The organism is Candidatus Neomarinimicrobiota bacterium, from assembly GCA_017656425.1.
Classification (GTDB): Bacteria; Fidelibacterota; UBA2242; order UBA2242; family B5-G15; genus JACDNV01.
In genome coordinates this window covers 1-17,036 of record JACDNV010000028.1, presented here as the reverse complement: position 1 = coordinate 17,036, position 17,036 = coordinate 1, and the positions used below count along the sequence as shown (strand labels likewise).

At 34.4% G+C, this 17,036-nt stretch carries 8 protein-coding genes; all 8 read right to left on the bottom strand.

Annotation, left to right across the window (positions count from 1 at the left end; genetic code table 11):
* Positions 1 to 179: 179 nt before the first annotated feature.
* On the bottom strand, positions 180 to 3,506 hold the full coding sequence (locus H0Z29_11755; GenBank protein ID MBO8132158.1) for a T9SS type A sorting domain-containing protein: 3,327 nt from the start codon (positions 3,504 to 3,506) through the stop codon (positions 180 to 182).
* Positions 3,507 to 3,553: 47 nt separating this feature from the next.
* Positions 3,554 to 5,920, bottom strand: coding sequence for a heparinase II/III family protein (locus H0Z29_11750; GenBank protein ID MBO8132157.1), 2,367 nt, complete (start codon positions 5,918 to 5,920; stop codon positions 3,554 to 3,556).
* A 15-nt stretch (positions 5,921 to 5,935) separates the two neighbouring features.
* Positions 5,936 to 9,106, bottom strand: a complete 3,171-nt coding sequence (locus tag H0Z29_11745) for a DUF5123 domain-containing protein (protein MBO8132156.1) — start codon at positions 9,104 to 9,106, stop codon at positions 5,936 to 5,938.
* A 203-nt stretch (positions 9,107 to 9,309) separates the two neighbouring features.
* A complete protein-coding gene (locus tag H0Z29_11740) occupies positions 9,310 to 10,893 on the bottom strand; it encodes a DUF5123 domain-containing protein (protein ID MBO8132155.1) in 1,584 nt (527 codons plus the stop codon).
* A gap of 19 nt (positions 10,894 to 10,912) precedes the next feature.
* Positions 10,913 to 12,451 (bottom strand): hypothetical protein, encoded by a 1,539-nt coding sequence (locus H0Z29_11735; protein ID MBO8132154.1) that lies wholly within the window; start codon positions 12,449 to 12,451, stop codon positions 10,913 to 10,915.
* An 18-nt stretch (positions 12,452 to 12,469) separates the two neighbouring features.
* Positions 12,470 to 13,450: a PorV/PorQ family protein gene (locus tag H0Z29_11730; protein MBO8132153.1), complete on the bottom strand. Its 981-nt coding sequence runs from the start codon at positions 13,448 to 13,450 to the stop codon at positions 12,470 to 12,472.
* Positions 13,451 to 13,468: 18 nt separating this feature from the next.
* Entirely contained in the window at positions 13,469 to 15,901 is a 2,433-nt protein-coding gene (locus H0Z29_11725) for a T9SS type A sorting domain-containing protein (protein MBO8132152.1), read from the bottom strand.
* Positions 15,902 to 15,916: 15 nt separating this feature from the next.
* On the bottom strand, positions 15,917 to 17,036 hold a 1,120-nt coding region (locus H0Z29_11720), incomplete at its 5' end, for a TonB-dependent receptor (protein ID MBO8132151.1).

Sequence of the window (17,036 nt, the reverse complement as noted above, 5' to 3'; positions counted from 1 at the left end):
TTAATTGCCTTAAATTCATACGCCATTACTCACCTCACTTCTTAGATCCACTCAGTATCAATATAACAATAAATATAAAACATCCAAAAATATTTTTACAAGTATAACTTATGACATATGACTATTCACTCTTTCCCCCAAATGGTTCATTCATTATTCACTACACCACAATTACATTACTATTTAATTAGAACAATCTTGATTGTCTTTATCTCATCACCAGCTATTAGTCTGCACAAATATATCCCAGAGGATAAACTTTCACCATCGAGCCTTATATGATATTCTCCCTGTTCTTGCACACAATTTACTATAGTCTTTACAAGCTCACCTTTTAAATTATACAACTGCAACTTGACCTCTGATTTATTTGGTATATAATACTTTATATTCGTGATGCTATTAAATGGATTTGGAAAATTTTGTTTTAAGATAACATCTCTTGCAATTGCTCCATCCTCATTTTCAATATCAGCCTCTACCCTCTTTCCCCATATTTCAATTTCAACTATGCTATTGAAAAGATTTACACTATTTCCATTACCTACATATTTAAAGTACATAGCGTTAGTATTTGGTAGATTAAAAGTTTGGAAACCTTCCTTTTTATCACTGGTATCTTTTTTAATTAATTCCCAGTTAAAGCCATCTAATGATGAGTAAATACTAAAATAATACTCCCTCTCATCTCCCTTATAGAAATATATCTTCATATAGTCAACCTCATAAATATCATCAAACTTAATCCACAACCAACCATTCTCTCCATATACACTCCAATATGTCTCATAATCTCCATCAACTGCATTACGCTCATTATTCTCATCAGTTTCTATATCAACAATATTCTGTATAGGAATCTTAAAAATCGTCGAACACATAATTAATACAGTATCAGAAACACTCACATTTGAATTATTATCAGTTGCAACTGCCCATAACTTTATCTCTTTTGCTGGCATACTTTCAATTTTCGCCTCATATGGAGGATAATAGTCAACGGCTATCTTTTCACCATCTACAAAAAATTCCACCTTGTCAATACTCCCATCTGCGTCATATGCTAACGCTTCTACTTCAATTTGTGTACCCGGATCAAATACAGACTCATCCTCAGGGCTTGCTATAGTTACAATGGGGGGCAATTCATCTACTACTTCGTAGTTCCCTTTATACATATTGCCAGGTGGTATACGGACATTATCCTTTACTACTGCTGAAGCTCCAGATGAAACATCCACGACATATTGCTCTGGAAAATCAAGATATAAAGTATTACCATAAAATATATTGTTTCTTCCCCACACTGACTCTTTTAAATGCACCTGAAAAGCATCCTCAATAATTGAATTATTTTGTGAATATCCAACATTATCTTTTATTATAGAATAATTTCCCTTAACATCCATGAAACTATCTCCATAATTCTCTCCAGTAATACCTTCTCCATAGAATGTACAGTTCTCTACTATTGTTCCCCATGTTCCTTCTTTTATATCTACATGTTCAGCCGTCACTCCTGGACCTATTATACAGTTAGAAATTAATACAAAATAATGCCTTTCATCGAATTCATCCCAATGATTGACAGCAGAACCAACATATATACCTTCCCCGTATCCAGGTATTTTGAGACCAGTATCGTATATCCTACAGTTTCTTACAATATCAAACGAACTACCATCCCTAATATGAATACCCTCCTGCCCTACATCATGAACTTTCAAATTTTCTAAAATGACATTATTTGCATTATCTAACACCACCCCTCTCAAACCACCACTAATATCCAACCCACCTATATGCCAGTAATCTCCAGTTATGTATAGAACATTTCTCTCCTCTATGTTTGTACCTTTTAGTGCAGCATATGTATCGGTGTCCGTACATGCAAATATTATTGGTTTATCCTCTAATCCATCAATATTACTATAGTAATAGGCTTCCTCGTGTCCAGAATTAAATCCATCGGAGATATACTCACCCGGTTCTACAAGTATCTTATCCCCAGGTGAAGCATTTTTTAAAGCGTTCAATATATCTTCAACAGATCTACAAATTTTTTCCTTCTGGGGACCCACATCCCACGGCATTAATGGCCTTATTACTACTGGAGTACCACTAAACTCGTCCGCTCCTATGTCATAACTAGCATCTCTATGTTGTCCATCAATATCTATATCATAAAAGCCAAGCCCATCTACAGTAACTGCATTATCAATAACAGGACTACCTTCCTTTACATGATAGACTCCCATCTCATCCAAAACACCCATAGGATCTACCCATGTAAACCCAGTATCAATATCTCCATGAGATGTACTACCATAAAAAATATTACTACAAAATGTTAAGTTTATTGGATTTTTTAAAATCTCAAGACATTTATTGTTATTACTCACAACTACATTATTAATAACTTGTACATTTTTGGGGGGATAAGACGTTGAACCTAATACACCCACTGCTATGTTTTTACCTTTGTTCATGTAAAGAGTGTTATACGCTACAATACAGTCCTCCGGTCTATCATATGTATTCTGACCATTCTCTAAATCATCTTTATCCCCAGCACCAATTGCTATTGCTGCTAAGACATCTGATTGGGACCCATCCCTTCCGATATCATCGCAATCAAAGATATAGTTTCCTATTATCTTTTGATTATCTCCATAAAACCGTATACCTCCATGTCCATTCATTATAAAATTACCATACACATTACAACTATCCCCATGTCTCAACACCATTGAACCATTACATTCTCTTAGTGTATTCCAACGTACTGTCAGATTCGTACTTTTAACAGAAATCACTTCTGGATCTCCATTACAGTCCTCAAAAAGATTATACTCTATTACAGCATGTGAAGGATAATTCTGCCTTTTACTGTCACCATACCTAATTGCCTCTCCTCCATTAGAACCAGTAAAATAATGCCCTTTAAAGTAATTATGATCTATTGTTACATATTGGCTGATACCATCTGATGGTCCATATACAACTATGAAACACCCTTCATCATACTTTGTATTAAATTCATTATGATCTATCCTTATATACTTAGACTCTCCTGTTACATATAACCAATAACTCTTACTCCCATCCTCATGAGGATCAAAATAGCAATTTGTAACTCTAATATTATTAGAACTTTCAATCTTAAAACAATTTGATTTAACTTTTTGAGTTATTTTGAATCCATTTATTTCCACATGGGAACTGTTTTTAACATAGAATGAATACTCGCCGGTAATTTCTACTCCCAAAACACTTTCTGATTTTATTACTATTGGATTTGACTCCTCACCATTTATATATGATATATATATAGGACCTTCGGATACATCGTATACCCCATTCTCTAACACAATTGTATCACCCGGCGAAGCATTACTTATCTCACTTTCAAAGTCCCTCAAATTATTAACTATGATCCCCTCACCTACAACATTGCTAAGGAAAAAGCAACTTAAAATCAAAAACAACAAATCTAACTTTTTCATTTTGCTAACCTCCATACAATGAACCAGAAATAATAACGATTTAACACCTAATTAATTTCTAGAATACTCCAATTATTATTAATATTATTGAATGTTACCGTCTTATTACTTTTGAACCTATAATTAAGCTTATCGTATGAAATTTTCGATCCATCATACATCATTACACTATATGGTTTACCATGCCTTTTCGATATTAAAACCAATCTAGCATCAGTCTCGACGAAATCGTCCTTTACATAATTCTTTCGTCTATACAAATGAAATGTGTATTCATTTACAGTTATTGTGGTTAAATCATAATCCTTATATTCAAAATACTTAACCCCAAAGTCTCTATCAACTGCTATTAGTTCAGGATATAAAACCGTTATAAAATCACAACTACACTTACCTTTTTTCTCGAAAATCACATATTCTTTACCAAAATCTTCATACTGATGAATAAACATCTTTGATGGGTCAGCTTGCTGTATTGTAAACTTAATAGGAGATTTCATCATAACAATCTTATTATAATCATAATCAATTTTATTATACTCCCCTTGCCAAATTTGTACATAATTATGAAAATCATTTGATTTAAACCTATCTATTATCACCCAACATTTTGGCTTAAAAAATATTATTTCACGGATATACTTTACACCAATTGAATCATAGGCATGGTGAGTACCAGCAAAATAATCATAATTATCCGTTGTTATCCAATCAATTACATCCACATCTGCTAATCTGCTCCATTTTCCAAATCCCGTTCTTGCCTTATTACTTATCCAACCATCAGCCAGTGGTATATAATCACACAATGCCACATTTTTAAAAAATGAATTTTTCATTGACTTAAATGATGGGTCACCATACTTTACTTTATAATTAGGCAATAAAGTTAATCCTTTACCAAAAAGAATAACCCCTAATTGCCCACCATGTGTATGATCAGGCTTATCTTTAGCTAACCCAGCATCTATAATCATATAATTATCAGTTGGTTTCAATCCGCTACGCATCACATAATAACCGCTACTCTTCAAAGCCACAGACGTATACTTTGGTTTTTTTACGCCTATATCTAAATACCTCTCATTGAGCGCTACATCATTAAAATACCAATAAAACTCCATAGGAAATACATTATCACTATAGTACCGATAGGTTGAATCTTTGAAAATATACGCACCCACCGCTAACATGCTCGAAATAGGAGGATCATGCAACTCTGCTATATTGTTATCCATAAAATACGCTTTTCGATTTTTGTCAAAATATATTCCATCGTTAACATCTATCTCCTGCTCATCCTGTAGCACGGGCAATCTACCATTGGGCATTATTATTTTCATAGCAGCTTCAAACATATTCCTGAATTTCTTATAAAAAAGATCCCCCATATTAATATCATTTCTCCTCGCCAAGAGGAACACTCGTATATAATTCTTTAAATCCTTTCTATAATAATGGGAAGCTCTCTCATGATGAAAACCATCTTCTTTAATTTCTCTCTTTATATGTTCTATAATTAAGTCTATCGCTACTCTATTCCAATCCCGCATAGGAGTCAGTTCAGGAAACATAGTGGTAATTTCAAACAAACCTTCAAGACCATGCAATTGGTGATTACCCCAGTGAAATTTACGGCATGTATCATATAAATTGGCAGCATGTAATAAAAATACCTTCAAAAATAAAATATGATCTTCCGGAGATAGTAGATCAGAAAACATATAATAACTAAATAACCAGTTTCTAATTCGTATCCCAGCATAAAATCTTTCAAAAATACTATTCGCACCAGTCTCAACATTTCCAGATTCTAAATCAGATACAAAATCTTTTACCATACTAATAAATTTGTAATAATAGTCTATTTCCCTATTTATATGATATGCCAACGCCATATCAATCGAGTTTTGCTGCCTGGCAACCAACCTTATAGTGTTAGGTGTATAATCCCTTCCTAAAAGGTCCCTCGCTGGCAATTTCCAGAATAGGTCTACTCCAAATGTATTAATAAATGCATCTGCTCGCATCTTATGATAATACAATGCTGCACGATAATTTTTCTTGTAATACTCTATCTTTTTGTCAATATTATCCTTATCAAAAAAATAGCGAGGTACCTTTCTTTCTTTTATATATTCACCAAATATTTTCAGAGCCCCAAATGTATCACCTATTTCAAGCTTTTCGTAATATCCAGGAAGAACACCTTTCCCAATGTTGATATATCGCACAAGCTCACCATCAGATAATAATCTATCACGTGGTATATTACTATAACTAACGCCCTTAATATCACCACTGATCCAACTATCCTTTTTCACACAATTAGAAATACCTATAAAAAATATGATAAAAAACAGGCCTGTCTTAAAAAACAGGCCTGTTTTTAAGTTCAAAACTTTTCTTTTCACGTAGCGCATCCCTCATTATTTCACTAACAACATTTTCTTTATACTAACAAAATCACCCGATTCTAACCTATAGAAATATACACCGGATGGCAGTTTACTTGCATTAAAATATACCTGATAATAGCCGGGCTTCTTGACCTCATCAATCAATCGCATAACTTCCCTTCCCATTAAGTCATAAATGGACAATGTGGTATGTCCTTCCTCTTTAATAGCAAACTTTATAACCGTACTCGCATTAAAAGGATTTGGATAATTCTGTGATAGTTCATATTCAGCAGGAATTGCCTCTTCAGAAATCCCGGTTTTAACTTCAAAAACTGCTACAACATGCATATCATCATTAATTTCTACACTGATAGGATTATCAGATCCAGTAATGTCACCTTCCCAACTTTTGAATACCCATCCACTATCGGGATCAGCAACTAGCGTTACCGATGTACCTGGATCGTAGCTTAAACCAACTGGAGGAGGCTCCATACTTACCTTACCATTTCCCTGTATTTCTACAGTTAAAAATACATGTATAGGCTCTTCTGTTGCCCAATTAAGATCACCCAAGGCCAATCCATCACTCGCTATATCATAAGCATGAGACTCTGCAGACAAAGTGTAATCGTCAGTAGATGGATCTACAAATTTTGGATCAAAACTCCATATAGTTTCCTCATCTATCCACGCTTCTCCTTCTCGCTCTATCTCAGTAGCTGTATTCCACAACAATATATGATCGGCAACCGATTCACCATATAGTTTAAATACCTCATCATTCGAACCAAGCTGATTTGCAAAAATACAATTCCTTATTGTAACATTATTTACACCTTCTGGATATATCATCCTATAGTCTTTATCATAGTCTATAGAATCAAAAGTACAGTGATTAATGAAAATTGTCATATCATCATTATCTCTTACTCTTATTGCTTCTCTCGCAATGTGGATAAAAGTACAATTTTCAACATTTAGATATCCTATAGTGTTCGGTTCTTTCAAATAAATACCTTCTTTCCCACTATTTCTGAATTTTGTATTAGTAATTATTAAACTATCCACAAACGATTTTGGATATACCTTTACCAATACTTCACCTGCATCATGGAAGTAACAACTATCTACTTTTATTATCGCCCTTACTGTATCATCATCAGTTCTTACTGTATATTTTGCTCCATACGCCTCTACACCAATAAGTGAAAACCTGATCGGTTGCTCTTCACCCACTTTTATCTGGAATATACCCGATGAATAACTTGGATCTGGATTGCCCTTTATTATAGGCTTTTTCGCCAATCCTTTTTTTGCCATTATAGTTACATTCGTATTTACATTAATAAACTCATCCGCTTCATATACACCACCATCTGTAGCCAGCACAATGGTATCGACGCTAGTATTTCTAACATACTCTATTGCCCAATACAATGTATTAACTGTTTCATCGGCTTCTATTTCAATCCTGCCTCCTGCAACCTGTATTTCGCTAAAATTCGCTACAATATCTACAGTCGAATCCAGGGTGACAACAATCGTATCCTCAGTAGAAGTCGTATCTCCCGACCACCCATCAAATTTCCATCCAATAAATGGTTCTGCAACTAACATTACTTCGGTACCTTTGTCATAAGACTCATAAAATCCATATGGTTCTGGTACTTGAATCACATTACCTAATCCAGCTATTTCTACATTCAATGAACACTGTGGAACAACCGGCTCAAAGACTGCTAATAGGAAAATACTGGAATCCATAGACACCGTAATTGGATTATCAGTGGATGTAACATCTCCCTGCCACTCTTTGAATGCCATAGAGGTTGTATCTGACACAGCAGTTATTTGGACATCACTATATTGTTTGAACAAAAACCCCGTTTCTGTTGTATCAATTGGTGCAGGATCGAATTCCAAATGACCGATTCCCACAACTTCATAAGATAATTCTTCCACCATTGGTGCAAAAACAATTACCACAGTTTTATTTCCATCCATTGTAACTGTCATCGTCTCACCATCAGGCGGAAAATTAGAAGGTTCCCAATGATCTATTTTCCACCCGGTCTCAGGTATAGCTGTTATGGTTACCTCTGTACCAGGGTCATACACACCACCAGGAGGATACAATTCATAGCTACCTTCTCCTTCAATAACAACGGATAAAATATACTTACCGGGCACTTCCTCCCATCTCAAATCTCCCAAAGCATGACCATCATCAGCTTTTCCTCGAGCGGGTGAGTTCTCAGCTAAATAAAAATTACCATTGTCAGGATCCTGGAAAAGAGGATCTAAATGAAAAGTATCAGTGACAGTGGCATCTTGTACTTTCGGATTAAAGACATCCCACACACCATTGTATTTAAAAATACTTTCCTCTGATTCAAAACGCGCAAAATAATCATCGTAACTATTACCTACAAAAAGCGAATTTTTAACCTCTACATCAGCCATATCATCAAAATACATCATAGATTTACTAGTCCCACCACAGTTATAAATCGTACAATGATTAATTCTTACTTTCGCATCAGTATAGGTATCGCCCTTAATGGCTTCTCTTGCAAAATTATAGAAAGTACAATTAGTTATCTCCGCATAATCGAGTACAACAGCTGGATCACTTGACGAGCCCGAATACAATGTTATTCCTTCTTTAGCACCGTTGTAAAAAATACTATTTTTCACAATTAATGAATCAATACCACAATTTCCATAAGGCTTGATAATCTTCTCTTTAAAGTCATGCATTATACAATCATACACCTTAACTATCATACTGCCATTTGGATCTTCATTATCCAATCTTAAAGCATATTTCGCCTTACCTGCTGCTCCATCTGCAGTACCATCTCCATTGATTTCTAAATTAACCAATGTAACTTTCGGTGAACCTACTACTTTGAAGATATACGCAGAAGTGCTTTCTCCAACATATTCAATTATCGGTTTATTAGCAAGACCCTCAGCTCCCATAATTACCAGATCCTTATCAATTACTACTTGTGTCGTATCAAGATATTTACCTCCACTGGTAATTAGTACTATAGTATCACCTGGTTGGGCATTTTCAATCGCCTGTTCCAAAGTACCAATACCTGCTTCCACCTCCGTCACCGTCCCGTAAGCATAACTAAATATTAAAAAGACAAAAGAAAATAATACTACCTTAAATAAACTTTTCATTTTTACCTCCTTATTTGTTGACTACTTCATGATCAAATTCAGCCCAAGAAAAGCAACCCACCTTTGTGTAATATATAATATGTATTATATATTGTCAATACAAAATGAAAAATATATGCATCTATCATAAAACTTATAATACAAAAACAAAAGAGGGCTGGGGAAAATCCAGCCCTCTTTTATTCAAAACAAACTTAACTAACTCACTTTAATAGCATCATTTTTACCACTTTTGATTCATTACGAGCACTTAACTTACAAAAATATACCCCAGCAGGATATACAGAAGCATCCCAACTGATCTTATTGTTCCTCTGTTTTACTTTACCAGAATACAGAACTTCCACTGTTTCTCCTAACATATTATAAACTGTCAATTTAACTACTTCCCCTACAGGAGCTGAAAATTCAATTGTAGTTACTGGATTAAATGGGTTTGGATAATTTTGCTTGAGCTCAAATTTTTCTGAAATTGCTACTTCACCATTTTCAATAGAATTTCCACCTGTTGGAACCCATCTTCTATCACCAAGAGCTCCTCCATCATCAGCAAGTGTTAACACAGGAGAATTTGGATCTAAAGTAAAGTCCCCATTATCTGGATCTGCAAACCCTGGATCGTAGTTGTAAACTGTTGCACTATCAATTGTAGGAATATAATCCGTGGAGTCAAGTGGTATACCTCTTTTTGTACCTGCACCCAATAGTACAAACCCCTCAAACCTTACAGTATCATCTGAGGCGTCGCCATCTCCATCGTCTTTTATTCCTGCTATATTAAAAGTGTCTATATATGCAGCATATGACCCTTTACCTTCAATCTGCATTAAATAAGCAGTTCCCGAAAAGCTTTCATGACCAAAAATAGAATTTGCAATTATTAAGTTTTTAACCTCCATTCCATCGAAATCTCTCGCCCATATTACTCTTCTCTGACACTTATAGAACGTACAGTGATTAATAATTACTTTTGGACTTGGCGTGTCCTTATCAGCATCATCACAAAGCTTGATAGCACTACCGTTTACATTATTAAAAGTGCAATCCTCTACTAAGAGATAACTAAATGGTGGTAACCCTTTATCGTATGTAACTCCATCATCTGAAGTATATGACTTATAAGAATTACCTGCATTTAAAATTTCATCACCAAAATTTGTAAATGTACAATTTTTAATTATTACTGAGTCACTAGTGGATCCTTTTTCCCATTCAATAAATTTACCTTCATATTCACTTGCAGCACCTTTTAGTCCATCCTCTACTAAAGGCCATTCCGGATGCTTATAAACATTTCTAAAATCACAATTGATTATCTTAATATCACCATCTACATCAAGATCCTCATTAATTCCTGCATCTTTAATTCTTATAAATCTCCTTATAGAATCATATACCGCATCTTCACCCATAACCCTACCGTCAAAAATTATTCCGTTTAATTCAAAATCACATTGTTCAGAAATATCCAATAATGCGTATTCCCCGTAAGCCTGCTGAACAGGTCTTAATATAGGCTTATTTTCAAGATTCGGAGCCGCTATAATCCTGATTGTAGTGGCTCTCTCAATCAGAAAAGTATCGATCCCATACAAACCGCCATCAGAAACAAGAAGCAAAGTATCAGCTGTTATTACACCTTGTTGGATATACTTTAATGCATCCAATAATGTAGCTCCTTGATCTGCTTCAGAATCCTGCTTAATCTCAAGAACTTCATAATGTGCTGCCATCAATGGCACAATCAACAGGGAACAAATCATTAGAAAAAATACCAACCTTTTCATGGTCTCCTCCTCTCTTTTTTTACAAACTAATTTTATAACCAACAGTTAATCTATCTAATTTCTCTGTGCAATAATTGGTATTACTGAAATATATATCATAGTATTTGAGTTTATTTAGTTCATAACTAATAATAATCTCTCCAAATGGCAGCATAGTTGACAAACTAAAGGAAAATAAATCGGACATAGGCCCCCTATCTTTTATCGCAACATTGTCCGGTATAAACACCGCCGGTATATAACTGTATCCCGCTGATAATGAAATGTTTTTAACTGGACTATATATAACTCCAATGGTAAAATAGTCCATGTTACTCCAGTTTTCTTCAACATTCAAAGTATCCTCCATAAACAGATATTCAACAGGTATTTCATACTGATTATACTTTCTTTCTACTTTTACTCTACTAAGTTTATTCACGTTATAGCTTAAGCCAATGATAAAATTATCAGCTGGTTTAACTACTATCCCAGCTGAATAAGTCATTGGCAGCTTTAATTTATCATTTCCAGATATTTCAACCCTCTCGCTAGTTGCTTTCGCAATCGTTCTGTCATACTGCCAGTTTCTACTAATTGTATAAGGCAAGTTTACATTTATCCCTATATTAAACCTACTGTGTTCATATAAAATCCCAAGGTTTAATCTATGAGCAGAAAATTCTGATTCTCCTTCTAGTTCCAAATCGAGGCTGTCGTAAGAAAACCTAAAAGTATTATAACCTTTTATTAAATCAAAATATGCCACTTTACTTAACATCTGGTAATCATTGGTCATACCAGAGATATATTTATAGCCGAGACCTAATTTTACGTTTTCTGATATATCAAATCCAACAGCAAAGCAAATTTCATCAAGATCCCCAAATCTACTTCTCTTAAAATCATACCAGTTTATCCTAACACTATCCCCTTCCTTTGTAACTCTGCTGGGAGCATTATACTTATCATCCGAGAAATGGGGATCTAAATATGTCTCATTTCTATCGTAATTATAAATTGGTGTTTTATTATATCCCGCAGCTATAGTTATTTTCTTATTGAATAAATTCAGCGGTATTGAAACATTTAAACCAGCGACATTTCTACTCTTCTTTTCTTCCCAGTCAGCACTTTCTTCATCATATTGATATTCACCCAAATCAGGGTCACTTACAATATAATAATTATCAGCAGTATCTAATAAAAAAGCCTCATAATCAATCATTCCATTAAAAGTATCAGGTGGAGTATATAATCCGTCCAGAATAAACGATGCTGTAACCAGTTGTCTATTATTTCTATAATCCTGCCTCTCATACCATTTCTTATTTATACTCGATCCGTTTATTAAAATTTGTATATCCTTCACATCAGATAATCCGGCAGGGTTAAAAAATAAATTTTTTATATCTCCTGAAAAAGCTAAATAAAGTCCTCCATAACTAAACTCATGTGGATAGTTTAATAGTTCGAGACCTTGAAAACCTAATCTATTCCCCCTATTTTGTCCGTTTAAAAAAGATACTAATACTGCTAATAGAGTAATTAACATATTATAAGTTAATTTTTTTCTCATATCTCAACTCCTCAGCTATTACCTTATTTTCATACTAAAACTTATATGATTAACTGAAGGAAGGTATTCCCCAAATTTATTGTATGCGTAGTCAAATCTGAATTTTTTCAGATTAATTCCGACACCATAAGTAAAATCTTCCTCATCAAAATAAAATTTTCTACCTACCCTTATAAACAATTTTTTAGCAATAGAAATTTCTGCTCCTAAATGTTGCTGCTGGCTGTGGTCCCTAGTTTGATTTATATTGTATAAAAGCAAAATATCTAAGTTATTTGATTGTTTTATAAGCGGTCTTTCTCCTCCAACCAAATAACTTGATACACCAATTGTTAATTCCTGTGGTAATGGATAACTTTCATCTACAAATTTAACATCTTTCCCAAAATTCCTTATCATAACACCTAATTTGAAATATTCAAAATCTGGTTCATACAGTACTCCGCCATCAAAAATAAATGCTGATGCTTTTGCTCTGTATAAATCTTCAACAACATATTTCGCGTTTAAACCAAAGGAAAACTGATTTGTTATTCTTTTTGCATAAGACATACCGAAACATTGAGAACTAACGCTAAATTTCTCTCCCGTTAACCCAGGATTAAATTCTCCTGTCTCATAATTGAATATTACAGCCTCCGCAGTAGTTAAATCCATTTCACCTACATCGTTGAATAACAAAAATGCACCTAACACCCCCCAGTTTCCTAAATTAATTGACAAAGAAGCACTTTTAAGATTAACATCCAGAAAGTAATCTAAATACGATAGGCTGAGTTGCATATTCTCTCCGTTCACAAGCACTGCTGGATTATAAAATACTGCATCAGATGTTGTTATTGTAGTAGAAGATATGCCTCCTAATCCTGCAGCCTTAGCGTTTGGGATAACTTTTAAGAATTGAAATACAGTAGTACCGACCTTCGGAGTTGTCGAAAATTGGGCATTAATAGTTGTAATCAAAAATATTAATGTCAATAATATTTTATTAGCTCTCATACCTTTACTCCATTAATTTTATTTTATTACTACGAATTTGCCTGTGTATTTGTCACCATTTTCTGCAACTACCACAAAGAAATATATTCCTGATGCTAAATCCTGATTGTTTCTAGTAACTTGAAACCATGTATCAGAATTTACATCCGCATCGTGATGTATAGTTTCAACTAGTTGCCCGGAAAAACTATAAATTCTTATTTCACACTTTTCAGGCAAACCATAAAACTTTATCATCTTATCATTATCAACAAAACCGGATTTTACGTAAAATGGATTAGGAACTACATATACTTTTCCCATCTTTTCTACACTAGCTAATTCCCTCGTATGCTCTGTAATATTTGTTTTACCACTTTGATAACCATTTTTATCAACACTTGTTACTGCATAGTACTTTGTAGTTCCCAGTTTAAATGCAGGATCATCATCTACGTATTCATATAGCCCATCATCATTCAAACCTTCGCCAACATTTAGCGAATCCAATAATTTCCAAGGACCATTCTTCCTTTCTGATCTCCATATATAATATTTTACGAGCCTACCAGTAACATCGTTCGGAAACAAGTTTTCAAATTGCTCTGGAGTTGGCTTCCATGTAATTTTAACTTTACCGTTACTTGTGTTAACTATATTTAATACAGGTGCAGGAGGCGGAATCGGTATATTTTTATATTTCCACGGATTTTTTGATGGTCTAGGATTATCCTCCGGAAAAACAATTACTTCTGGAATATTATTCTCTGGATCCCAAGGTAATGGTCTTCCTATATATGCTTCCTGCGCTTTATGAGCTACCTGGTTAACCGTAATTATTGAATCAGAATTAATGTAATCAGGATAACCAAACTCCCCTAAATAATCATCCGTCATTAATACTGTATCTATCTCTGTATCAGTATCATACTCTGTATCGTGGTCAGTTTCGTTTAATATTATCGGCCTATGAAGCGTCCTAACTTTGAAAAATTGCTTATCTCTTTGCCCACCGCAACATATCTTGGTATCAGTTCCTCCATAACCGATCACTGTTGCGTACGCAAATTCAAGGCTATCGCCCGGTTTTAAAACATATGGACCATAACCATTGTTTATTTGTGTCCCATTATATGTTTCATCCCATTCAAATCGCGCTCTTCCATACCACGTTTTACCATCTGGAAGTACATACATATTACCATCCGATGGCACTCCTTTTGGAACTCCAACTTTACCGTATACTGTCCACCATCTTTCATCCATGTCGCATGCTCTATCTTTAACTTTAACAACAGAAGAACGAGGTGTCCCATTCTTCATATTCCACGGCTGCTTTATATGACCATTCTCATCTAATTCAAAATACTCTCCATTAGCATCTTTTAACAAATTATATAAAGTAGGATCTCTGTTAGGATCATTTGGATTTAGGTTTGCTAAATGATTTGTATCCCAATACAATAAACATAATCCAGGGCAACCAGCACCTAACAGACCTCCACCATTTAACTTAGTCGTGGCAAATTCCATAAAATGATCAGGATCAGGTTCTGGCTTATATGCCCACCATTCTCTATCAGTATCTTCAGAACCTGTATGCACTGTAGTATTGAACAATAGCCAATAATCTGGATCAAAAGACCAACGTAAATCTTGTCTATAAATCCCCTGATATTCATCATAAAACCAACCTATATAATATTCTCCCCTCGAAGGTGGATACCACCTGTTAAATCCCAACATACTAGTTGCAAATGAATGACTGATATGAAACAATACATCTACGAGATCTTCATCCGGTTTACCATCTCCATCATAATCCATCTCAATCGTTGATGTATCACTATCAGTATTACCATCGTAAACTAATAGGTATTCATAAATTATCATATCATCATAATCTGGATAGCTCCACGCTCTTGAAGTTCTAGTAACAGTTATACCAACAGGAGTAGCCCATTTTGCTATTATTATCTCTTCAGCCTCATCGGGATTAAAATCAGGATTTATATCGCCATTAGGTAATAAGGGATAATTCTCAATTTTTTTCATGGATATTGGAAAACTCCATGTACCGTATGGTTCTTGTGTCTGAGTTCTCTCACCGGTACCACCACAAAATGCATAAATCCTTTCTTCCTTTGTATGCTTACTCCTTAAATTAGCAGATATAAACACTCCGCCACCATGCGACATGTGATGTCCATAATAATACTGCCCATCAATATAAGTTTCTGAATATTTCGGCCACTCGAACAAATATTCTCCAGGTCCTGGCCACTTGCATATTATCCAAGGGCGGGAAATTACACCATCATTATACAACGTTTCCCTAATCATACCTCGCTCATGATATGCGCGCTCCCTTGTCCCAACCACCTGTGCAATCGAAGGAGTATATACTACCAAAAATGTAGCAATTACGTTTACAAACATAACCATTAGATTAAATCTCTTTTTGAACAACATCGCCCCTCCAGCTTATTAAAAATTGAAAGTTATTCCCACTCTATAATGCCTTGGCTGATTACTAATCAAATATGCATCAAGACTGGTTATAAATGGATAAAAATCATTATCTGTTAAAAATTCCTCTAAAGAAATTTCACCACTTTCATATTTTACATATCTTTCCACAAACTCACCACCCTGCATTGAGCCAAATACTCTATCATAATTGAAAACCATGTAGTTCAACATATTATAACCTTCAAAGAAGAAGGTGGCTTTAACATTATCTATTTCAAAAGTTTTAGCTATTCTAAAATTTAAATGATGTTCATCGGGAGTTCTTTTATTCATTCTCAGTCCCAATCCTTTCTCATCATAAGTGAACGGTCTACCGCTCAAGAATCTGTAAGTAATATTTACATTTGTTCCCTCTATTAGCTTAATACCACCTGGAACCAATAAATTTAAACTGGCAACAATTCTATGTAACCTGTTATAGTCTAAATAGATATCCTCCGGTGGATTTTGTACAGTTAAACCCGGATCAGCTTCATAATATCTTGACCTTGCACCGCCACCTCCAATATCTTCAGCTGCCTTTCCTTTATCAGATTCATAGTTATATTTTATATAACCAGATATATTACCATAACTTTTTTCAAGACTTACATAAAACCCCTTTACATCAGCATATTCTCTATTATCAAAGGTATAATAGAAATAACCATTCAGATCCTCATAATATGAATACTGGATCAAATTACTCACATCTTTTAAATAAGCGCTGACATTGAGATTAAATCCTCCAGGCAATATTCTGGAAATGCCCATATCATATGATATTGTCCTCATGGGCTTTAGTCTTGGATTTCCTAACTCATAGTAGTTAGGCTCAGTCTTATTAACAGTTATAATATTGGTATAAATCCTTTCAAATGGTGGTCTTTGTAAAAATACACCATAATTTAAATACAAGACAGACTTTTCAGAGATTGGAAATGACAAACCTATTCTTGGTTCTAATAAAGAAGTAAATTTCGTTTTTCCCTTTTCTGCCTCTTCTTTGTTTATAACATTCGTAGTCCCTTCAACTCTATGAGGAGAAAATTTATCCGCATAATATTCAGTATTAAAATTGTAGAAATCATATCTC

Excerpts from the sequence above, each read along its gene's own strand:
- H0Z29_11730 (MBO8132153.1), bottom strand. The coding sequence starts at position 13,450 with ATGAGAGCTAATAAAATATTATTGACATTAATATTTTTGATTACAACT.
- H0Z29_11755 (MBO8132158.1), bottom strand. The coding sequence starts at position 3,506 with ATGAAAAAGTTAGATTTGTTGTTTTTGATTTTAAGTTGCTTTTTCCTT.
- H0Z29_11740 (MBO8132155.1), bottom strand. The coding sequence starts at position 10,893 with ATGAAAAGGTTGGTATTTTTTCTAATGATTTGTTCCCTGTTGATTGTG.
- H0Z29_11735 (MBO8132154.1), bottom strand. The coding sequence starts at position 12,451 with ATGAGAAAAAAATTAACTTATAATATGTTAATTACTCTATTAGCAGTA.
- H0Z29_11725 (MBO8132152.1), bottom strand. The coding sequence starts at position 15,901 with ATGTTGTTCAAAAAGAGATTTAATCTAATGGTTATGTTTGTAAACGTA.
- H0Z29_11745 (MBO8132156.1), bottom strand. The coding sequence starts at position 9,106 with ATGAAAAGTTTATTTAAGGTAGTATTATTTTCTTTTGTCTTTTTAATA.